The 16,799-nt window shown below is 56.8% G+C and carries 32 protein-coding genes; 31 read left to right on the top strand and 1 reads right to left on the bottom strand.

Features of this window, described 5'->3' with window-relative positions; all coding sequences use genetic code 11:
• Positions 1 to 19: 19 nt before the first annotated feature.
• On the bottom strand, positions 20 to 595 hold the full coding sequence (locus tag F0185_RS23610; RefSeq protein WP_167228615.1) for a TerD family protein: 576 nt from the start codon (positions 593 to 595) through the stop codon (positions 20 to 22).
• Between the two features lie 255 nt (positions 596 to 850).
• Here F0185_RS23610 and F0185_RS23615 point away from each other — a divergent pair, with 255 nt between their 5' ends.
• From F0185_RS23615 to tnpB, 31 genes are all read left to right on the top strand, one after another.
• A complete protein-coding gene (locus tag F0185_RS23615) occupies positions 851 to 1,354 on the top strand; it encodes a hypothetical protein (RefSeq protein ID WP_167228617.1) in 504 nt (167 codons plus the stop codon).
• Between the two features lie 380 nt (positions 1,355 to 1,734).
• Positions 1,735 to 2,391: a 50S ribosomal protein L3 gene (rplC, locus tag F0185_RS23620; RefSeq protein WP_166870758.1), complete on the top strand. Its 657-nt coding sequence runs from the start codon at positions 1,735 to 1,737 to the stop codon at positions 2,389 to 2,391.
• A 2-nt stretch (positions 2,392 to 2,393) separates the two neighbouring features.
• On the top strand, positions 2,394 to 3,020 hold the full coding sequence (gene rplD, locus F0185_RS23625) for a 50S ribosomal protein L4 (protein ID WP_166897193.1): 627 nt from the start codon (positions 2,394 to 2,396) through the stop codon (positions 3,018 to 3,020).
• The gene (gene rplW / locus F0185_RS23630; protein ID WP_166870762.1) at positions 3,017 to 3,334 is read left to right on the top strand and encodes a 50S ribosomal protein L23; all 318 of its coding nucleotides are present in this window, start codon (positions 3,017 to 3,019) and stop codon (positions 3,332 to 3,334) included. Before rplD ends, rplW begins: the two co-directional genes overlap by 4 nt.
• Positions 3,334 to 4,161 carry a 50S ribosomal protein L2 gene (gene rplB, locus F0185_RS23635; RefSeq protein ID WP_054265823.1) on the top strand — a complete coding sequence of 276 codons (828 nt, stop codon included), beginning with the start codon at positions 3,334 to 3,336 and terminating at the stop codon, positions 4,159 to 4,161. The genes rplW and rplB overlap by 1 nt, the downstream gene beginning before the upstream one ends.
• Positions 4,162 to 4,170: 9 nt before the next feature.
• Positions 4,171 to 4,446, top strand: coding sequence for a 30S ribosomal protein S19 (rpsS, locus tag F0185_RS23640; protein ID WP_054265824.1), 276 nt, complete (start codon positions 4,171 to 4,173; stop codon positions 4,444 to 4,446).
• On the top strand, positions 4,443 to 4,775 hold the full coding sequence (gene rplV, locus F0185_RS23645) for a 50S ribosomal protein L22 (protein WP_181002795.1): 333 nt from the start codon (positions 4,443 to 4,445) through the stop codon (positions 4,773 to 4,775). Before rpsS ends, rplV begins: the two co-directional genes overlap by 4 nt.
• A 9-nt stretch (positions 4,776 to 4,784) precedes the next feature.
• On the top strand, positions 4,785 to 5,636 hold the full coding sequence (gene rpsC, locus F0185_RS23650; RefSeq protein ID WP_166897191.1) for a 30S ribosomal protein S3: 852 nt from the start codon (positions 4,785 to 4,787) through the stop codon (positions 5,634 to 5,636).
• Positions 5,637 to 5,638: 2 nt separating this feature from the next.
• On the top strand, positions 5,639 to 6,058 hold the full coding sequence (rplP, locus tag F0185_RS23655) for a 50S ribosomal protein L16 (RefSeq protein ID WP_054265827.1): 420 nt from the start codon (positions 5,639 to 5,641) through the stop codon (positions 6,056 to 6,058).
• A gap of 12 nt (positions 6,059 to 6,070) precedes the next feature.
• Positions 6,071 to 6,262 (top strand): 50S ribosomal protein L29, encoded by a 192-nt coding sequence (gene rpmC, locus F0185_RS23660; RefSeq protein WP_054265828.1) that lies wholly within the window; start codon positions 6,071 to 6,073, stop codon positions 6,260 to 6,262.
• Positions 6,259 to 6,531 (top strand): 30S ribosomal protein S17, encoded by a 273-nt coding sequence (rpsQ, locus tag F0185_RS23665; protein WP_054265829.1) that lies wholly within the window; start codon positions 6,259 to 6,261, stop codon positions 6,529 to 6,531. The genes rpmC and rpsQ overlap by 4 nt, the downstream gene beginning before the upstream one ends.
• A 387-nt stretch (positions 6,532 to 6,918) precedes the next feature.
• On the top strand, positions 6,919 to 7,287 hold the full coding sequence (gene rplN, locus F0185_RS23670) for a 50S ribosomal protein L14 (protein WP_008444317.1): 369 nt from the start codon (positions 6,919 to 6,921) through the stop codon (positions 7,285 to 7,287).
• Between the two features lie 9 nt (positions 7,288 to 7,296).
• The gene (gene rplX / locus F0185_RS23675) at positions 7,297 to 7,611 is read left to right on the top strand and encodes a 50S ribosomal protein L24 (RefSeq protein ID WP_166897189.1); all 315 of its coding nucleotides are present in this window, start codon (positions 7,297 to 7,299) and stop codon (positions 7,609 to 7,611) included.
• A 6-nt stretch (positions 7,612 to 7,617) separates the two neighbouring features.
• Entirely contained in the window at positions 7,618 to 8,157 is a 540-nt protein-coding gene (gene rplE, locus F0185_RS23680; RefSeq protein ID WP_054265831.1) for a 50S ribosomal protein L5, read from the top strand.
• A 4-nt stretch (positions 8,158 to 8,161) separates the two neighbouring features.
• Positions 8,162 to 8,467, top strand: a complete 306-nt coding sequence (gene rpsN, locus F0185_RS23685; protein ID WP_054265832.1) for a 30S ribosomal protein S14 — start codon at positions 8,162 to 8,164, stop codon at positions 8,465 to 8,467.
• A gap of 14 nt (positions 8,468 to 8,481) precedes the next feature.
• The gene (rpsH, locus tag F0185_RS23690) at positions 8,482 to 8,877 is read left to right on the top strand and encodes a 30S ribosomal protein S8 (protein WP_166897186.1); all 396 of its coding nucleotides are present in this window, start codon (positions 8,482 to 8,484) and stop codon (positions 8,875 to 8,877) included.
• A 12-nt stretch (positions 8,878 to 8,889) separates the two neighbouring features.
• A complete protein-coding gene (gene rplF, locus F0185_RS23695) occupies positions 8,890 to 9,423 on the top strand; it encodes a 50S ribosomal protein L6 (RefSeq protein WP_054265834.1) in 534 nt (177 codons plus the stop codon).
• Between the two features lie 11 nt (positions 9,424 to 9,434).
• Positions 9,435 to 9,797, top strand: coding sequence for a 50S ribosomal protein L18 (gene rplR, locus F0185_RS23700; RefSeq protein ID WP_054265835.1), 363 nt, complete (start codon positions 9,435 to 9,437; stop codon positions 9,795 to 9,797).
• Between the two features lie 12 nt (positions 9,798 to 9,809).
• Positions 9,810 to 10,328 carry a 30S ribosomal protein S5 gene (gene rpsE, locus F0185_RS23705; RefSeq protein WP_054265836.1) on the top strand — a complete coding sequence of 173 codons (519 nt, stop codon included), beginning with the start codon at positions 9,810 to 9,812 and terminating at the stop codon, positions 10,326 to 10,328.
• Positions 10,329 to 10,338: 10 nt separating this feature from the next.
• Positions 10,339 to 10,527, top strand: a complete 189-nt coding sequence (rpmD, locus tag F0185_RS23710) for a 50S ribosomal protein L30 (RefSeq protein ID WP_054265837.1) — start codon at positions 10,339 to 10,341, stop codon at positions 10,525 to 10,527.
• A gap of 28 nt (positions 10,528 to 10,555) precedes the next feature.
• A complete protein-coding gene (gene rplO / locus F0185_RS23715) occupies positions 10,556 to 10,987 on the top strand; it encodes a 50S ribosomal protein L15 (protein WP_054265838.1) in 432 nt (143 codons plus the stop codon).
• A 32-nt stretch (positions 10,988 to 11,019) separates the two neighbouring features.
• A complete protein-coding gene (secY, locus tag F0185_RS23720; protein WP_167228619.1) occupies positions 11,020 to 12,354 on the top strand; it encodes a preprotein translocase subunit SecY in 1,335 nt (444 codons plus the stop codon).
• A gap of 36 nt (positions 12,355 to 12,390) precedes the next feature.
• Positions 12,391 to 12,609, top strand: a complete 219-nt coding sequence (infA, locus tag F0185_RS23725) for a translation initiation factor IF-1 (RefSeq protein ID WP_005663428.1) — start codon at positions 12,391 to 12,393, stop codon at positions 12,607 to 12,609.
• Positions 12,610 to 12,646: 37 nt separating this feature from the next.
• A complete protein-coding gene (gene rpmJ, locus F0185_RS23730; protein ID WP_010394471.1) occupies positions 12,647 to 12,760 on the top strand; it encodes a 50S ribosomal protein L36 in 114 nt (37 codons plus the stop codon).
• A 28-nt stretch (positions 12,761 to 12,788) separates the two neighbouring features.
• Positions 12,789 to 13,154, top strand: a complete 366-nt coding sequence (gene rpsM, locus F0185_RS23735) for a 30S ribosomal protein S13 (RefSeq protein WP_166897181.1) — start codon at positions 12,789 to 12,791, stop codon at positions 13,152 to 13,154.
• A 12-nt stretch (positions 13,155 to 13,166) separates the two neighbouring features.
• The gene (rpsK, locus tag F0185_RS23740) at positions 13,167 to 13,571 is read left to right on the top strand and encodes a 30S ribosomal protein S11 (protein ID WP_008444339.1); all 405 of its coding nucleotides are present in this window, start codon (positions 13,167 to 13,169) and stop codon (positions 13,569 to 13,571) included.
• Between the two features lie 230 nt (positions 13,572 to 13,801).
• Positions 13,802 to 14,425, top strand: a complete 624-nt coding sequence (rpsD, locus tag F0185_RS23745) for a 30S ribosomal protein S4 (RefSeq protein ID WP_167228621.1) — start codon at positions 13,802 to 13,804, stop codon at positions 14,423 to 14,425.
• Positions 14,426 to 14,589: 164 nt separating this feature from the next.
• A complete protein-coding gene (locus F0185_RS23750; protein WP_166897178.1) occupies positions 14,590 to 15,567 on the top strand; it encodes a DNA-directed RNA polymerase subunit alpha in 978 nt (325 codons plus the stop codon).
• A 108-nt stretch (positions 15,568 to 15,675) separates the two neighbouring features.
• Complete coding sequence (rplQ, locus tag F0185_RS23755; RefSeq protein WP_099873839.1) at positions 15,676 to 16,071, top strand: 50S ribosomal protein L17; 396 nt, start codon at positions 15,676 to 15,678, stop codon at positions 16,069 to 16,071.
• A gap of 167 nt (positions 16,072 to 16,238) precedes the next feature.
• Complete coding sequence (gene tnpA, locus F0185_RS35595; protein WP_441295231.1) at positions 16,239 to 16,529, top strand: IS66 family insertion sequence element accessory protein TnpA; 291 nt, start codon at positions 16,239 to 16,241, stop codon at positions 16,527 to 16,529.
• Positions 16,526 to 16,799 (top strand): IS66 family insertion sequence element accessory protein TnpB (tnpB, locus tag F0185_RS23760; RefSeq protein ID WP_167228625.1); only part of this gene is annotated, 274 nt, incomplete at its 3' end. The genes tnpA and tnpB, both read left to right, overlap by 4 nt.

Raw genomic sequence — 16,799 nt, forward strand, 5'->3', positions numbered from 1 at the left:
GGGTCGTGCGGGTCTGGCTTTACGCGTCGACGCCGAAGGACTTGGCCAGAGGCCCCAGGCCCCCGGCGAAGCCCTGGCCGATCGCCTTGAACTTCCACTCGGCGCCGGCGCGATACAGTTCGCCGAAGATCATCGCCGTTTCGGTCGAGCCGTCTTCGGACAGGTCGTAACGGGCCAGTTCCTTGTCGCCGTCGGCGTTCAGGCAGCGGATGTAGGCCTTGCCGACCATGCCGAAGTTTTGCTTGCGCGCTTCGGCTTCGTGAATGGTGACGCAGAACGAGATCTTGTCGATCTCGGCCGGCACCGCGCTCAGGTCGACATTGACCTTCTCGTCGTCGCCTTCGCCCGTGCCCGAGGTATTGTCACCCCCGTGCACCACCGAGCCATCGCTCGACTTGAGGTTGTTGTAGAAAATGAAATCGGCGTCGGCGCGGACCTTGCCGTCAGCCTTGAGCATGAAAGCGCTGCCGTCGAGGTCGAACGCACTGCCGTCGGTCGCGCGCGGGTCCCAGCCGAGGCCGATAACGACCTTGGTCAGTCCCGGAGCTTCCTTGCTCAGGTTGACGTTGCCGCCTTTTTGCAAACTGATTGCCATGTAAAACTCCTTGTAACGGGTTGAGGGACACTTTCACGCCAGCGTACTGGCGGCGATAACAAAATTACAGTGTTGCAATTTCCGGTCGTAATATACAACGTGCTTGCCAGCCTGTATATGGGCGCACGTGATTAGTAGGCAAGCCCTAAATTTTGTTTTTGAGGTTTTCGCGTCACGCCGGCGGGAGCGTTGCTGGACAGAAATCACCGCTGGCCATAAACTGACGAGGTTACCTCCAAGCGCCGCACCCTGTCCATGACCCCAGATCTTGCTATCCGCCGTTCCATCCGCAAGGTCTCGCATGCCGACTTTGCCGCCTATCCCATCTGGGAATGGGCGATCGACGAGGAAGTCAACCTGGGCAACGGCGAGTCCTTCGTGCGCCCGACCAGCCTGGACGCGGTGCCGCTCGACGGCCCCGGTCATTATATTGTGGCGGCCAACACCACCCTGAGCGATGGCGTGATCCTGCCGTCCTGCGTCGAGGTCAGCACGCGCGGCAAGAAGCAGCATGTCGAGCCGATGTTCGTGTTTTTACTCGACCGTCACCTCGATTTCGCCGGGGTCGAGACCACCGCCTTGTTGAGCCGGTATACCAAGCGCGTGAATATTTACCCGGTGCGCTGGGAAATGGCGGTGCCGATGGCGGGCGAGACGCGCCTGCGCAGCGGCAAGGTGCGGCGCGGGCTGTGGGAGCGCCTGGCGCAGTTCTGGGCCCGCCTGCGGCTCGGCTCGGGCGGACAGCCGCTGGCGCGCTAGCAAGGTAAGTCAGCTAGCCTGGAGACCGTCGTTCCCGCGCAGGCGGGAACCCAAGGAGGTAGCGCTGCCAACGGCTTATCGCAAAACTTGGGTTCCCGCCTTCGCGGGAACGACGGATAAAAGGTTAGCGCACCAAGCAGGCGGTATGCGCCTTCATGTACTGTCAGACGCCCAAAAAACACGCTCCGGCACCTGTCCATCACGCCCCGCCTCCCCCGCCGTACAACACATCGACATACCTCCAACTAAGTTGTTGCGTCAAGCCTTTTTGCGTGCTATCCTAGCCGGCTTCGGTATGGATTCGTGTGTTTTTGGATCTGTCCTTTACTTGGTAGTTAAACAGTCAGCCCCGCCCAATCGCAGGTGGGAATGGAGAAAAAATGAGCCTAGGCCTTCTCGGTCGCAAGGTTGGAATGATGCGCATCTTTACGGATGAAGGGGACTCGATCCCTGTCACCGTTCTGGACGTGTCGAACAACCGTGTCGCACAAATCAAAACCCCTGAAACAGATGGTTATTCCGCTGTCCAGGTCGCATTCGGTCAACGTCGCGCTTCCCGCGTGACCAAAGCTGTTGCGGGTCACCACGCCAAAGCTGGCGTCGAAGCTGGCACCATGTTGCGCGAATTCCGCGTCGACGCTGGTAAAGCAGCCGAACTGAAAGCTGGCGATGTTGTTGCCGCTTCCCTGTTCGAAGTCGGTCAGAAGATCGACGTCCAAGGCGTTACGATCGGTAAGGGTTACGCCGGCGTCATCAAGCGTTACCACTTCGCTTCGGGTCGCGCAACGCACGGTAACTCGCGTTCGCACAACGTTCCAGGTTCCATCGGTATGGCGCAGGATCCAGGTCGTGTTTTCCCTGGTAAGCGCATGACCGGTCACCTCGGTGACGTGAATCGTACCGTACAGAATCTCGAAATCGCCCGTATTGATGCCGACCGTCAGCTGTTGCTGGTCAAAGGCGCGGTACCAGGTGCGAAAAATGGCCAGGTGATCGTTTCGCCAGCTATTAAATCCAAAGTTCAGAAGGGAGCTTAATCATGGAACTCAAGCTTCTGAATGAGCAAGGTCAAGCAGGTTCGAACGTCGCCGCAGCCGATACCGTTTTCGGTCGTGACTACAACGAAGCGCTGATCCACCAGATCGTCGTCGCCTACGCTGCCAACGCACGTAGCGGTAACCGCAAGCAGAAAGATCGTGAAGAAGTTCACCACACGACCAAGAAGCCATGGCGCCAAAAAGGTACCGGCCGCGCGCGTGCTGGTATGTCGTCCTCGCCACTGTGGCGCGGCGGCGGTCGGATTTTCCCGAACTCGCCTGACGAAAACTTCACCCACAAAGTGAACAAGAAGATGTATCGCGCAGGTATCTGCTCGATCCTGTCGCAACTGGCCCGCGAAGAGCGCCTGGTTGTGGTTGAAGGCATGACCATCGATGCTCCAAAGACCAAGCTGCTGTCGCAAAAGCTGCAGGGCATGGGCCTGGAATCGGTCCTGATCATCGCTGACAACCTCGTGGATAACCAGAACCTGTTGCTGGCATCGCGCAACCTGCCGAACGTGCTCGTCGTTGAGCCGCATCAGGCTGATCCGATGTCGCTGGTGTTCTACAAAAAAATCGTGGTCACCAAAGCAGCACTGGCCAAGATCGAGGAGATGTTCGCATGAGCGGCGTAATCAAATTTTCCGAAGAGCGCCTGATGAAGGTGCTCCAGGCGCCGGTCATTTCCGAGAAGGCCACCATGGTCGCGGAAAAGAACGAGCAGATCGTGTTCCGCGTATTGCCGGATGCGACCAAGCCTGAAATCAAGGCAGCCGTTGAACTGTTGTTCAAGGTTGAAGTGCTGTCGGTACAGACAGCCAATCGCCAAGGTAAGCAAAAGCGTTCGGGCCGTTTCAATGGCCGTCGCAACCATACCAAGCGTGCTTTCGTGTGCCTCAAGCCTGGCCAGGAAATCAACTTCTCCGAGGAGGCTAAATAATGGCACTCGTAAAGATGAAACCAACCTCACCAGGCCGTCGCGGCATGGTGAAGGTTGTGAACCCGGACCTGTACAAAGGTCGTCCGTTCGCAGCCCTGGTTGAAAAGAAATCGAAAACTGCCGGCCGTAACAACAACGGTCACATCACCACCCGCCACATCGGCGGTGGTCATAAGCAGCACTATCGCCTGATCGACTTCAAGCGTCAGAAGGATGGTATTCCGGCAAAGGTCGAGCGTATCGAATACGATCCAAACCGTACCGCGAACATCGCCCTGCTGTGCTATGCAGACGGTGAGCGCCAGTACATCATCGCTACCAAGGGCATGTCCGTTGGCGATTCGGTGATGAATGGTTCGGAAGCGCCTATCAAGTCGGGCAACTGCCTGCCTATCCGTAACATCCCAGTCGGCACCGTGATGCATTGCGTCGAGATGCTGCCAGGTAAAGGTGCCCAAATGGCACGTACCGCCGGCGCTGGTGTTGTTCTGATGGCGCGCGAAGGCACCTACGCTCAAGTGCGCCTGCGCTCGGGTGAAGTACGCCGCGTGCACATCGAATGCCGTGCAACGGTTGGCGAAGTCGGTAATGCCGAGCACAGCCTGCGCAAGATCGGTAAAGCTGGCGCGATGCGCTGGCGCGGTGTTCGTCCTACCGTTCGCGGTGTGGTCATGAACCCGGTCGATCACCCGCACGGTGGTGGTGAAGGTAAAACCGCAGCTGGTCGTCATCCAGTGTCGCCTTGGGGCCAACAGACGAAGGGTAAGAAGACGCGCCGTAACAAGCGTACGACTTCGATGATCGTCTCGCGCCGCGGCAAGAAATAAGGATAAGACATGACACGTTCATTGAAAAAAGGGCCGTTTATCGACGCCCACCTGGTGAAAAAAGTCGAAACCGCGCAAGCGAATAAAGACAAAAAGCCAGTCAAAACCTGGTCGCGCCGTTCGACGATCTCGCCAGACTTCATCGGCCTGACGATCGCAGTGCATAACGGCAAGCTCCACGTGCCGGTATACATCTCCGAGAACATGGTTGGTCACAAGCTCGGCGAATTCGCACTGACCCGTACGTTCAAGGGCCATGCCGCTGACAAGAAGGCGAAGAAATAATGGAAACCAAAGCTATCCTCAAAGGTGTGCGCCTGTCCGACCAAAAAGGTCGTCTGGTTGCCGATCTGATCCGTGGCAAGAAGGTTGACGCAGCACTCAACATCTTGCAGTTCAGCCCGAAAAAAGGTGCAACGATCATCAAGAAGGTTCTGGAGTCCGCCATCGCGAACGCCGAGCACAATGATGGCGCTGACATCGACGAGCTGAAGGTCGTCCAGATCTACGTTGAAAAGGGTCCTATCCTGAAGCGCTTTACTGCACGCGCTAAAGGCCGGGGTGATCGCATCTCAAAACAATCCTGTCACATCTACGTGACTGTCGGCAACTAAGGGGTCACGATGGGACAGAAGATTCATCCAACAGGCTTTCGCCTGTCAGTAACCCGTAACTGGGCATCGCGTTGGTACGCGGGCAATGGTAACTTTGCCCAAATGCTGAACGAAGATCTCAAGGCACGTGCGTTCCTGAAAAAGAAACTGAAGAACGCTTCGGTTGGCCGCATCGTCATCGAGCGTCCTGCCAAGAACGCGCGCTTCACGATCTACAGCTCGCGTCCAGGCGTGGTCATTGGTAAAAAAGGCGAAGACATCGAAGTACTGAAGTCGGCGCTGACCAAGATCATGGGCGTTCCTGTGCACGTGAACATCGAAGAAATCCGCAAGCCGGAAATCGACTCGCAGCTGATCGCCGATTCGATCTCGCAGCAGCTGGAAAAGCGCATCATGTTCCGCCGCGCTATGAAGCGCGCCATGCAAAACGCCATGCGTCTGGGTGCCCTGGGCATCAAGATCATGTCGTCGGGCCGTTTGAACGGCATCGAAATCGCACGTAAAGAGTGGTACCGCGAAGGCCGCGTGCCTCTGCACACCCTGCGCGCCGATATCGACTATGGCACCAGCGAAGCAGCAACGACCTACGGCATCATCGGCGTCAAGGTCTGGGTATACAAGGGTGACCGCGCGCCGAACGGCGACGCACCAGTCATCGATACCCCGGCTGACGAGAAGAAGAGCCGCGGTCCGCGCCGTGATGATGGCAAGCCAGCAGGTCGTCCGCGTCCAGCCGGTGCTCCAGGCGGTCGTCCAGGTTCAACCCCAACTGGCGCTCCAGTCGTCCGTGCTCGTCCTGCAGTCGCAGTGAAGAAGCCGGAAGCGGCTGCTGCTGCACCAGCTGAGAAAGCAGGAGAATAATCATGCTGCAACCAGCACGCAGGAAGTATCGTAAAGAGCAGAAAGGCCGTAACACCGGCATTTCGCACACACGCGGCACCGCTGTCTCGTTCGGTGAATTCGGTCTGAAGGCAGTTGCCCGCGGCCGTATCACAGCACGTCAGATCGAAGCAGCTCGTCGTGCCATGACCCGTCACATCAAGCGCGGTGGTCGTATTTGGATCCGTATTTTCCCGGACAAGCCAATTTCGAACAAGCCAGCTGAAGTTCGTATGGGTAACGGTAAAGGTAACCCGGAGTACTACGTCGCTGAAATCCAGCCAGGCAAAGTACTGTACGAAATGGACGGCGTCGATGAGACGCTGGCCCGGGAAGCGTTCCGTCTGGCCGCCGCCAAACTGCCACTGGCGACGACGTTTGTCATCCGCCAAGTCGGCCAATAAAAGGAGTCGTATATGAAAGCAACAGAACTCCGCGGCAAAGACCAGGCAGCTCTTCAGAAAGAGCTGAATGATTTGTTGAAGGCACAGTTCGGCATGCGCATGCAAATCGCAACGCAGCAGCTGAGCAACACTTCGCAACTCAAGAAGGTACGCCGCGACATCGCGCGTGTGAAGACTGTTATGAACTCGAAGGAAGCCAAATGACCGAAACTACTAAAGTCGCCCTGAAGCGCACCTTGGTCGGTAAAGTGGTTTCCGACAAGATGGACAAGACTGTTACCGTCCTGATCGAGCGTCACGTCAAGCACCCGTTGTACGGCAAGATCATCATGCGTTCGAACAAGTATCACGCGCATGACGAAACCAACTCGGTCAAGACCGGTGATACGGTCGAGATTCAAGAAGGTCGTCCGATCTCCAAAACGAAGGCCTGGACTGTTACCCGCGTTGTGCAAGCAGCGCAGGTCATCTAAGTCAAGCTGGTTGCGGGACAGGGCGGGGTTTACCGCTTTCGCCCTGTCCTCAACTGACTAGATAAAGACTGAAGGATGGCCCAGGCGCAAGCGGGGCGATCCTTCCAGTAATGCCAGTAGTGCCGGATGGGGGTGTCGCATTTTTGTGCGGCAGCCAGCTTCCGGATAATTAGTCCTTGCGGGCCCGCCAGTATTGTGTGATACTAGCGGGCTTCGTTCATGTAACGCCGCATTGTTAGTCACCCCGGTGGCCGCGGCCTGCAACGAAAGTTTTTGGAAAGTCCATCACCCAATCAATCGACCCAGCAGGGGAGGTTGGCGGGACCAAGACTGACCGCAGGCCCACATTGTGGGGATTCTTCGGCTTAAGTTGGGAAAGAGAATACTATGATTCAAACTGAAAGCCGGCTCGAAGTAGCCGACAATACCGGTGCCAAGGAAGTTATGTGCATCAAGGTATTGGGCGGTTCCAAGCGCCGTTATGCTGGCATTGGCGACGTGATCAAGGTAACCGTCAAGGTTGCTGCGCCACGCGGCCGTGTCAAAAAAGGTGAAATTTATAACGCTGTGGTTGTGCGTACCGCTAAAGGTGTGCGCCGCCAAGACGGCTCCCTGGTGAAGTTTGACGGCAATGCTGCCGTTTTGCTCAACGCCAAGCTCGAGCCGATCGGTACCCGTATTTTTGGACCAGTCACGCGCGAACTGCGCACTGAAAAGTTCATGAAAATCGTGTCCCTGGCACCTGAAGTCCTGTAAGGAGTCGTAATGGATAAGATTCGTAAAAACGACGAAGTCATCGTTCTGACCGGGAAAGACAAGGGCAAGCGCGGTATCGTTCAGCAACGTATCGATGCTGAGCATGTCGTGGTTGAAGGCATCAACGTCGCTAAAAAAGCGACCAAGCCGAACCCAATGACCGGTGTAACTGGTGGTATCGTCGACAAGACAATGCCGATTCACGTGTCCAACGTTGCATTGTTCAATGCAGCGACTGGCAAGGCAGACCGCGTGGGCTTTAAAATCGTAGACGACAAAAAAGTCCGCGTTTTCAAGTCCTCCGGCGAAGTAGTGAAGGTTTAAGACATCATGGCCCGTCTCCAAGCATTTTATAAAGATAAGGTCGTTGCCGACCTGGTCGCCAAATTTGGCTACAAATCGGCAATGGAAGTCCCGCGCCTGACCAAGATCACCCTGAACATGGGTGTGGGTGAAGCGATCGCCGACAAGAAGGTTCTCGAGCACGCTGTCGCCGACCTGACCAAGATCGCCGGCCAGAAGCCAGTGACCACCAAGTCGCGCAAAGCAATCGCGGGTTTCAAGATCCGTGAAGGCTATCCGATCGGTACCATGGTCACCCTGCGCGGTGCCCGTATGTACGAATTCCTGGATCGTTTCATCACCGTGGCCCTGCCGCGCGTGCGTGACTTCCGTGGCGTTAATGGCCGTTCGTTCGATGGCCGTGGTAACTACAACATCGGTGTCAAGGAACAGATCATTTTCCCTGAAATCGAGTACGACAAGATTGACGCGTTGCGCGGTATGAATATCAGCATCACGACAACCGCCAAGACCGACGACGAAGCGAAAGCTCTGCTCGCCGCCTTTAAATTTCCGTTCAGAAACTGAGATCATGGCAAAACTAGCACTGATTAACCGCGAACAGAAGCGTGCAGACCTGGTGGAGAAATTCGCCCCGAAGCGTGCCGCTCTGAAAGCCATCATCGACGACCAGTCGAAGTCGGAAGAAGAACGTTATGAAGCCCGTCTGAAGTTGCAGGCTCTGCCGCGCAACTCGGCCCCGACCCGCCAGCGTAACCGCTGCGCCGTGACCGGCCGTCCACGTGGCACATTCCGTAAATTCGGTCTGGCCCGTATCAAGCTCCGTGAATTTGCCATGCGTGGTGAGATTCCGGGTATGACTAAAGCAAGCTGGTAATAGGAGAATAAGCAATGAGTATGAGCGATCCTATCGCCGATATGCTGACCCGCATTCGCAACGCACAAGGTGTTCAAAAGACGACCGTGGCCATGCCATCGTCGAAAGTTAAAGTAGCGATTGCTGTCGTCCTCAAGGACGAGGGTTACATTGAAGATTTCGCCGTCACCGCAACCGGTGGCAAGGCGGAACTGAAGATCGGTTTGAAGTATTACGTTGGCCGTCCGGTCATCGAGCGCTTAGAGCGCGTGTCCCGTCCGGGCCTGCGCGTCTACAAAGGCAAAGATGACATCCCTACCGTGATGAATGGCTTGGGTGTGGCGATCGTGTCGACCCCGCAAGGCGTCATGACCGACCGCAAAGCACGCGCCACCGGTGTCGGCGGCGAAGTTATTTGCTACGTGGCTTAAGGAGTATCGACAATGTCCCGAGTAGCTAAAATGCCGATCGCTGTCCCAGCTGGCGCCGATGTGGCGATCACTGCAGCAGCGATCACCGTCAAGGGCCCGTTGGGCACCATGACCCAGGCCCTGAACGGCCTGGTAAAAGTAGAAAACAAAGATGGCACGCTGAGCTTCGACGTCGTCGACGACAGCCGTGAGTCGAACGCGATGTCCGGCACCTTGCGTGCCCTGGTCAACAATATGGTGACCGGCGTGACCAAAGGCTTCGAGAAGAAGCTGTCCCTGGTAGGCGTGGGCTACAAAGCCCAAGCCGCCGGCGACAAGCTGAACCTGTCGCTGGGTTTCTCGCACCCTGTTGTGCATTCGATGCCAGCAGGCGTGACTTGCGCCACCCCAACCCCGACCGAAATCATCATCAAGGGTATCGATCGTCAACAGGTTGGTCAGGTCGCTGCAGAAGTGCGCGCTTACCGCTCCCCTGAGCCTTACAAAGGCAAGGGCGTCCGCTATGTGGACGAAGTGGTTAAGCTTAAAGAAACCAAGAAGAAATAATAGGGCTGACCATGGACAAGAAAGAATCACGTCTGCGTCGTGGACGCCAGACCCGCATCAAGATCGCGGAACTGAAAGTAAATCGTCTGTCGGTACATCGTACCAACCAGCACATTTACGCCAACCTGATCAGCCCGGACGCGAAAATCCTGGTTTCGGCGTCCACCGCCGAAGCCGAAGTTCGCGCCGAACTGGCAGGCAAGTCCGGCAAGGGTGGCAATGCCGCCGCTGCCGCCTTGATTGGCAAGCGCGTCGCCGAGAAAGCACTGAAAGCAGGGATTACCGAAGTTGCGTTCGACCGCTCCGGTTTCCGTTACCACGGCCGTGTGAAGGCGTTGGCAGAAGCCGCGCGTGAAGCCGGTCTGAAGTTCTAAGGAAGAATCGTCATGGCAAAAATGCAAGCGAAAATGCAAAGCGACAAGCCGGATGATGGCATGCGCGAAAAGATGATCGCGATCAACCGCGTGACCAAAGTGGTCAAGGGTGGTCGTATCATGGGTTTTGCAGCACTGACCGTTGTGGGCGACGGCGATGGCCGTATCGGCATGGGCAAGGGCAAATCGAAAGAAGTGCCAGTGGGCGTGCAGAAGGCAATGGAAGAAGCCCGTCGTAACCTGATCAAGGTTCCTCTGAAGAACGGTACTTTGCACCACACAGTCACCGGCCGTCACGGCGCATCGAAAGTAATGATGATGCCTGCCAAGCCTGGTACCGGCGTGATCGCGGGTGGCGCCATGCGCGCTATCTTCGAAGTAATGGGCGTAACCGATGTCGTGGCGAAATCCACGGGCTCGTCGAACCCTTACAACCTGGTCCGCGCTACCCTGGACGGTTTGTCGAAAATGAGTACTGCAAGCGACATCGCCGCCAAGCGCGGCAAGTCGGTTGAAGACATTCTGGCTTAAGGCGGACAAAATGACACAAGCTACCAAAACAGTCAAAGTTCAGTTGGTCATGGGCCTGATCGGCACGCGCGAATCGCATCGCGCTACCGTTCGCGGTCTGGGTCTGCGTCGCGTCAACTCGGTTTCCGAGCTGGAAGACACCCCTTCGGTGCGCGGCATGATCAACAAAGTTTCGTACCTCGTTAAAGTTGTTTCGTAAGCCTTCGGGCTTATGAACGGAGAAAACAATGGAATTGAATACAATTCAACCAGCTGAAGGCGCCAAGCATTACAAGCGCCGCGTAGGCCGTGGTATTGGTTCGGGCATCGGTAAAACCGCTGGCCGTGGCCACAAAGGTCAGAAGTCGCGTTCGGGCGGTTTCCACAAGGTCGGCTTCGAAGGCGGTCAGATGCCTCTGCAGCGCCGTTTGCCTAAGCGTGGTTTCAAATCGCTCAACGCAACGTTCAAGGCTGAAGTGCGTCTGTCCGACTTGAACAACCTGGCGGTCGGCGATGTCGACATCCTGGTGCTCAAGCAAGCAGGCGTTCTGCAAGTGCTGGCGCGCGATGTGCGCGTGATCCTGTCCGGCGAGATCACCAAAGCGGTGAACCTCAAGGGCTTGAAAGTAACGGCAGGCGCGAAAGCGGCCATCGAAGCAGCTGGCGGCACGGTAGCGTAAGTTGCAGGCTAACAGCTTGATCGGAGCATAAATTGGCGACTAATTCACAACTTGGTAAAAGTGCGGCAGCCGGTTTCCCATGGAGTCGGCTCTGGTTTTTGCTCGGCGCGTTGGTCGTGTATCGTCTGGGTGCCCATGTCCCTGTTCCAGGGATTAACCCGGATGTACTGGCTGAGACGTTCAGCAGGAATCAAGGCGGCATCCTGGGCATGTTCAACATGTTCTCGGGTGGCGCGCTGGAGCGCGCAGCAGTTTTCGCTCTCGGTATTACGCCGTACATTTCGGCTTCGATCATCATGCAGCTGGCCGGCCTCGCAATTCCGGCCGTCGAGGCACTGAAGAAAGAAGGCGAATCCGGACGCCGCAAGATCACCCAGTACACGCGCTACTTCACGGTGGTGTTGGCACTGGTGCAGGCAACCTTCATCGCCGTCGGCCTCGAAGCATTGCCGGGCTTGGTGATCGATCCTGGCATGGCTTTCCGTTTCGTGGCGGTCGTTTCGCTGCTGACCGGTACCATGTTCCTGATGTGGTTGGGCGAGCAGATTACCGAACGAGGCCTCGGCAACGGGATTTCGATCATTATCTTTGCCGGCATTGCCGCTGGCCTGCCTGCGGCGCTGAGTAGCTTGTTTGCACTCGTGTCGAATGGCGCCATCAGCAGCCTGTCAGCGATTTTCATCATCCTGCTGGTCGGATTCGTTACTTTTGGTGTGGTATTTGTCGAACGTGGCCAGCGCAAGATCCTGGTCAACTATGCGAAGCGCCAGGTTGGCAACAAAGTCATGGGTGGTCAGACCAGCCATTTGCCTTTGAAGCTGAACATGGCAGGCGTGATCCCGCCGATCTTCGCATCGTCGATCATCTTGTTCCCGGCCACCATCGTGGACTGGTTCACGAAGGGCAAAGATTCCAGCACACCGGTAGTCGGTTTCCTGAAAGACTTGGCGGCATCGATGGGGCCAGGCGAGCCTATCCATGCTCTGTTGTATGCAGTGGCAATCGTGTTTTTCTGTTTCTTCTATACGGCGCTGGTCTTTAACAGCAAGGAAACAGCGGATAACCTGAAGAAAAGTGGTGCCTTCGTGCCGGGGATTCGTCCCGGCGACCAGACGGCGCGATATATCGACAAGATCCTGATGCGCTTGACACTGGCCGGAGCGGTGTACATCACTTTAGTGTGCTTGTTGCCGGAATTTATGCAGGCCCGTTGGAAAGTGCCATTCTATTTTGGCGGTACTTCCCTGTTGATTATTGTGGTTGTCACCATGGACTTCATGGCTCAAGTACAAAACTACGTCATGTCGCAGCAATATGAATCGCTGCTGCGCAAGGCAAATTTCAAGGGCGGAATTCCGACGCGCTAACCGGCGGTTACCGCGAACCAGGAGTGTACAGACCGAATGGCAAAAGACGACGTCATACAAATGCAGGGCGAGATTCTTGAGAATCTCCCTAATGCAACGTTTCGAGTAAAGCTGGAAAACGGGCACGTGGTGCTCGGACACATTTCGGGTAAAATGCGGATGAACTACATCCGCATCCTGCCCGGCGACAAAGTCACGGTGGAGTTGACGCCGTACGACTTGAGCCGGGCCCGCATCGTGTTCCGGACCAAGTAAATTTAAGTAATCAATCCGAACATAAGAGAGTGCAAATATGAAAGTTCTCGCATCAGTCAAGCGGATCTGCCGCAACTGCAAGATCATCAAGCGCAAAGGCGTCGTCCGCGTAATCTGCGTGGAACCGCGTCACAAGCAGCGTCAAGGTTAATTTAACGTTATTTATTGAGGAATAACGAATGGCACGTATTGCAGGGGTTAATATCCCCAATCATCAGCACACCGTAATCGGCCTCACGGCTATCTACGGTGTTGGCCGCCCGCGCGCACAGAAGATCTGCGCACAAACGGGTGTTGCGACCAACAAAAAGGTCAAGGACCTGGACGACAGCGAACTGGAAAAACTGCGTGAGGCCGTCGGCACTTTCGTAGTCGAAGGCGATCTGCGTCGTGAACTGTCCATGAACATCAAGCGCTTGATGGATCTGGGCTGCTACCGCGGTATGCGTCATCGTAAGGGTCTGCCTTGCCGCGGCCAGCGTACACGCACCAATGCTCGTACTCGCAAGGGTCCGCGCAAGGCCGCACAATCGCTTAAGAAATAATAGGACAACACCATGGCTAAGCAACAAAGCAGCGCCGCAGCAGCGCGCGTTCGCAAAAAAGTTAAAAAGAACGTCGCTGAAGGCATCGCACATGTCCACGCATCGTTCAACAACACCATCATCACGATCACCGATCGCCAGGGCAATGCCCTGTCGTGGGCGACGTCCGGCGGTGCTGGCTTCAAGGGTTCGCGTAAATCGACCCCGTTCGCAGCGCAGGTTGCGGCAGAAGCAGCAGGCAAGGTCGCTGTCGAGTGCGGCGTGAAGAACCTCGAAGTACGTATCAAGGGCCCAGGTCCTGGTCGTGAATCGGCAGTTCGCGCTTTGAACAACCTGGGTATCAAGATCACCGAAATCCAGGACGTGACGCCAGTGCCGCACAACGGCTGCCGTCCACCAAAGCGTCGTCGTATCTGATACGGCCCGCTGGCGACCGGAACACCGTTTCCGGCCGTTTGTTGTAAATTAGTCGTTGATGATCGCCGGCGCAGTCCCCGAATAGGGTATACTGCCCGGCTGTTGTCGCCTGTCGCGGATATTTCCGCACGGGTTTATTGTCAGCCACCGTCTGGCGCATTGCGTACGGACTAGCGCCTGGCCAGCATCACAGGATGCCGCCGGGGCGTCATTATTCTAAAGGAAACATTGTGGCACGTTATATCGGACCTAAAGCAAAACTGTCCCGCCGTGAAGGTACGGACCTGTTCCTCAAGAGCGCACGTCGCTCGCTCGATTCGAAATGCAAACTGGACGTCAAGCCAGGCCAGCACGGTGTCAAATCCGGTGCTCGTACCTCGGACTACGGTAACCAGCTGCGCGAAAAGCAAAAAGTCAAGCGCATGTACGGCGTCCTCGAGCGTCAGTTCCGCCGCTACTTCGCTGAAGCAAACCGTCGCAAGGGCAACACCGGCGAAGCGCTGCTGCGTTTGCTGGAAGCGCGTCTCGACAACGTCTGCTACCGCATGGGCTTCGGCTCGACCCGCGCTGAAGCGCGTCAGCTGGTCAGCCACAAGGCGTTCACCGTCAACGGTAACGTTGTGAACATCGCTTCGTACGCTGTCAAGACCGGCGACGTCATCGCCGTTCGCGAAAAGTCGAAAAAGCAAGTGCGTATCGTTGAAGCCCTGTCGCTGGCTGAACAAATTGGTATGCCTAGCTGGGTTTCGGTTGACTCGAAGAAAATGGAAGGCACCTTCCGTTCGTTCCCAGAGCGTAACGAAATCGCTAACGACGTCAACGAATCGCTGATCGTCGAACTGTATTCGCGTTAATCGACCACATTGCGGGCAGCGTAGCTGTCCGCCCAGTGGTCGTCCCCGCGCAGGCGGGGAACCAATTTCGTTTTCTCCCGCCCACTCTAAGTCACGTGGGCGTTTTCACTAATGCCATCAGCCTTATCGGTGTAATGAGCCGAGGGTATTGAAAAGGACATTTCATGCAAAACAGTCTGTTGAAGCCACGTATTATCGATGTTGAAACTCTCGGTGCCGGTCACGCCAAAGTCGTGATGGAGCCGTTCGAGCGTGGCTATGGCCACACATTGGGTAATGCGTTGCGCCGCGTACTGCTGTCGTCGATGGTCGGCTATGCGCCAACCGAAGTGACGATCGCCGGCGTTGTCCATGAGTATTCGTCGCTGGACGGCGTGCAAGAAGACGTGGTCGACCTGTTGCTGAACCTGAAGGGCGTGGTCTTCAAAGTCCACAACCGCGATTCCGTCACGCTGACCCTGAAAAAGGAAGGCGAAGGCGCGATCCTGGCTTCCGACATCGACCTGCCGCATGACGTCGAACTGATCAATCCAGACCACGTGATCGCCCACTTGACCGCTGGCGGCAAGCTGGACATGCAGATCAAGGTCGAAAAAGGCCGTGGCTATGTGCCGGGCAACGTCCGTCGCCTGTCGGAAGACACCAACAAGACGATCGGCCGCATCATCCTGGACGCCTCGTTCTCGCCGGTGCGCCGCGTGTCGTACTTCGTTGAATCGGCCCGCGTCGAACAGCGTACCGACCTCGACAAGCTGGTGATCAACATCGAAACCAACGGCGTGATTACGCCGGAAGAAGCGATCCGTCAATCGGCGCGCGTGCTGGTCGATCAACTGAACGTGTTCGCGGCGCTGGAAGGCACCGAAGCTGCTGCCGAAGCACCGTCGCGCATCCCGCTGGTCGATCCGATCCTGCTGCGTCCGGTCGACGACCTGGAACTGACCGTGCGTTCGGCCAACTGCCTGAAAGCAGAAAACATTTACTACATTGGCGACCTGATCCAGCGTTCGGAAAACGAACTGCTCAAGACGCCGAACCTGGGCCGCAAGTCCCTGAACGAAATCAAGGAAGTGCTGGCATCGCGCGGCTTGACCTTGGGCATGAAGCTCGAAAACTGGCCACCAGCCGGCCTCGAGAAGTAATCGCAGCACCGTCCGGGACAGGGGTTCCGGGCGTATTACTCCATACCAACCGGCCCGCGCTGAAAGGCGATCGAAGAGCTGGATTTAAACAACTCGAAAGGAATTACCATGCGTCACCGTCACGGCCTTCGCAAGCTGAATCGTACTTCGTCCCACCGTCTGGCAATGCTGCGCAACATGACCGTTTCCCTGCTGCGTCATGAAGCCATCAAAACCACCGTGCCAAAAGCCAAGGAACTGCGCCGCGTAGTCGAGCCGATCCTGACGATGGGCAAGACCGACACCCTGGCCAACAAGCGTCTGGCATTCGCCCGCCTGCGCGACCGCGAAATGGTGTTGAAGCTGTTCGCCGAACTCGGCCCACGTTACGCAAACCGCAACGGCGGCTACCTGCGTATCCTGAAAATGGGTTTCCGCGTTGGCGACAATGCACCAATGGCTTACGTTGAACTGATGGACCGTCCAGAAGTCACCGAAGTTGAAGACGCACCAACCGCTGAGTAATCGGCGCGGTACGTAGAAAAAAGCCAGGCTCAGCCTGGCTTTTTTTCGTCTATTGGCTATCGAGGGCGGCGACATCAAGAGATCCGTAAGCATCCAGCCCGCCCACCTTTCTTCCGTTCCATAAATTGTCCACACTGTGATCTTCAACTTGGAGATAGAGATGGCAAATTTGGAACGCGAGTCATTGTGGGAGGCGCGGGGTTGCGCAATGGCGCAAGAGCGGCCAGTCCCAACGCGCCTTTGCGGAGAGCCAGGGCTACCCGCAGCGGCAGCTTAACTATTGGGCGCGCCGCCTGGCCGCGCCCGTCGTGCCGGCGGCGCTGCTGCCAGTGTCGATTGCAGCCTCCACCGATGCGGCACCGGCATTGAGCCTGCGTAGTCCCAGCGGCTGGACGCTCACATTGCCGCCGGCCTTGCCTGCCAGTTGGGTGGCGGCACTACTGCGCGAGCTGGCATGAAGCTGCAGGCCGAGTTGGTTCGGCTGGCCACCCGGCCCGTCGATATGCGCATCGGTGTCGATGGACTGTCCTTGCTGGTCCAGCAGGTGCTCGGTTGCCCTCCCTGCGACGGCACGGCCTACGTGTTCAGCAACCGGCGTCGTACGCGCCTCAAATTGGTGTGCTGGGACGGAAATGGCGTATGGCTGTGCCTGCGTCGCTTGCATCGCGGCCAGTTCGTGTGGCCGCAGGCCGACGACGCCACCTGGCAAATGAGCGACGAGCAATGGC

Origin of the sequence: Massilia rubra (assembly GCF_011682065.1) — a bacterium.
GTDB lineage: Bacteria > Pseudomonadota > Gammaproteobacteria > Burkholderiales > Burkholderiaceae_D > Telluria_A > Telluria_A rubra.

Excerpts from the sequence above, each read along its gene's own strand:
- F0185_RS23610 (WP_167228615.1), bottom strand. The coding sequence starts at position 595 with ATGGCAATCAGTTTGCAAAAAGGCGGCAACGTCAACCTGAGCAAGGAA.
- F0185_RS23615 (WP_167228617.1), top strand. The coding sequence starts at position 851 with ATGACCCCAGATCTTGCTATCCGCCGTTCCATCCGCAAGGTCTCGCAT.
- rplC (WP_166870758.1), top strand. The coding sequence starts at position 1,735 with ATGAGCCTAGGCCTTCTCGGTCGCAAGGTTGGAATGATGCGCATCTTT.
- rplD (WP_166897193.1), top strand. The coding sequence starts at position 2,394 with ATGGAACTCAAGCTTCTGAATGAGCAAGGTCAAGCAGGTTCGAACGTC.
- rplW (WP_166870762.1), top strand. The coding sequence starts at position 3,017 with ATGAGCGGCGTAATCAAATTTTCCGAAGAGCGCCTGATGAAGGTGCTC.
- rplB (WP_054265823.1), top strand. The coding sequence starts at position 3,334 with ATGGCACTCGTAAAGATGAAACCAACCTCACCAGGCCGTCGCGGCATG.
- rpsS (WP_054265824.1), top strand. The coding sequence starts at position 4,171 with ATGACACGTTCATTGAAAAAAGGGCCGTTTATCGACGCCCACCTGGTG.
- rpsC (WP_166897191.1), top strand. The coding sequence starts at position 4,785 with ATGGGACAGAAGATTCATCCAACAGGCTTTCGCCTGTCAGTAACCCGT.
- rplP (WP_054265827.1), top strand. The coding sequence starts at position 5,639 with ATGCTGCAACCAGCACGCAGGAAGTATCGTAAAGAGCAGAAAGGCCGT.
- rpmC (WP_054265828.1), top strand. The coding sequence starts at position 6,071 with ATGAAAGCAACAGAACTCCGCGGCAAAGACCAGGCAGCTCTTCAGAAA.
- rpsQ (WP_054265829.1), top strand. The coding sequence starts at position 6,259 with ATGACCGAAACTACTAAAGTCGCCCTGAAGCGCACCTTGGTCGGTAAA.
- rplN (WP_008444317.1), top strand. The coding sequence starts at position 6,919 with ATGATTCAAACTGAAAGCCGGCTCGAAGTAGCCGACAATACCGGTGCC.
- rplX (WP_166897189.1), top strand. The coding sequence starts at position 7,297 with ATGGATAAGATTCGTAAAAACGACGAAGTCATCGTTCTGACCGGGAAA.
- rplE (WP_054265831.1), top strand. The coding sequence starts at position 7,618 with ATGGCCCGTCTCCAAGCATTTTATAAAGATAAGGTCGTTGCCGACCTG.
- rpsN (WP_054265832.1), top strand. The coding sequence starts at position 8,162 with ATGGCAAAACTAGCACTGATTAACCGCGAACAGAAGCGTGCAGACCTG.
- rpsH (WP_166897186.1), top strand. The coding sequence starts at position 8,482 with ATGAGTATGAGCGATCCTATCGCCGATATGCTGACCCGCATTCGCAAC.
- rplF (WP_054265834.1), top strand. The coding sequence starts at position 8,890 with ATGTCCCGAGTAGCTAAAATGCCGATCGCTGTCCCAGCTGGCGCCGAT.
- rplR (WP_054265835.1), top strand. The coding sequence starts at position 9,435 with ATGGACAAGAAAGAATCACGTCTGCGTCGTGGACGCCAGACCCGCATC.
- rpsE (WP_054265836.1), top strand. The coding sequence starts at position 9,810 with ATGGCAAAAATGCAAGCGAAAATGCAAAGCGACAAGCCGGATGATGGC.
- rpmD (WP_054265837.1), top strand. The coding sequence starts at position 10,339 with ATGACACAAGCTACCAAAACAGTCAAAGTTCAGTTGGTCATGGGCCTG.
- rplO (WP_054265838.1), top strand. The coding sequence starts at position 10,556 with ATGGAATTGAATACAATTCAACCAGCTGAAGGCGCCAAGCATTACAAG.
- infA (WP_005663428.1), top strand. The coding sequence starts at position 12,391 with ATGGCAAAAGACGACGTCATACAAATGCAGGGCGAGATTCTTGAGAAT.
- rpmJ (WP_010394471.1), top strand. The coding sequence starts at position 12,647 with ATGAAAGTTCTCGCATCAGTCAAGCGGATCTGCCGCAACTGCAAGATC.
- rpsM (WP_166897181.1), top strand. The coding sequence starts at position 12,789 with ATGGCACGTATTGCAGGGGTTAATATCCCCAATCATCAGCACACCGTA.
- rpsK (WP_008444339.1), top strand. The coding sequence starts at position 13,167 with ATGGCTAAGCAACAAAGCAGCGCCGCAGCAGCGCGCGTTCGCAAAAAA.
- F0185_RS23750 (WP_166897178.1), top strand. The coding sequence starts at position 14,590 with ATGCAAAACAGTCTGTTGAAGCCACGTATTATCGATGTTGAAACTCTC.
- rplQ (WP_099873839.1), top strand. The coding sequence starts at position 15,676 with ATGCGTCACCGTCACGGCCTTCGCAAGCTGAATCGTACTTCGTCCCAC.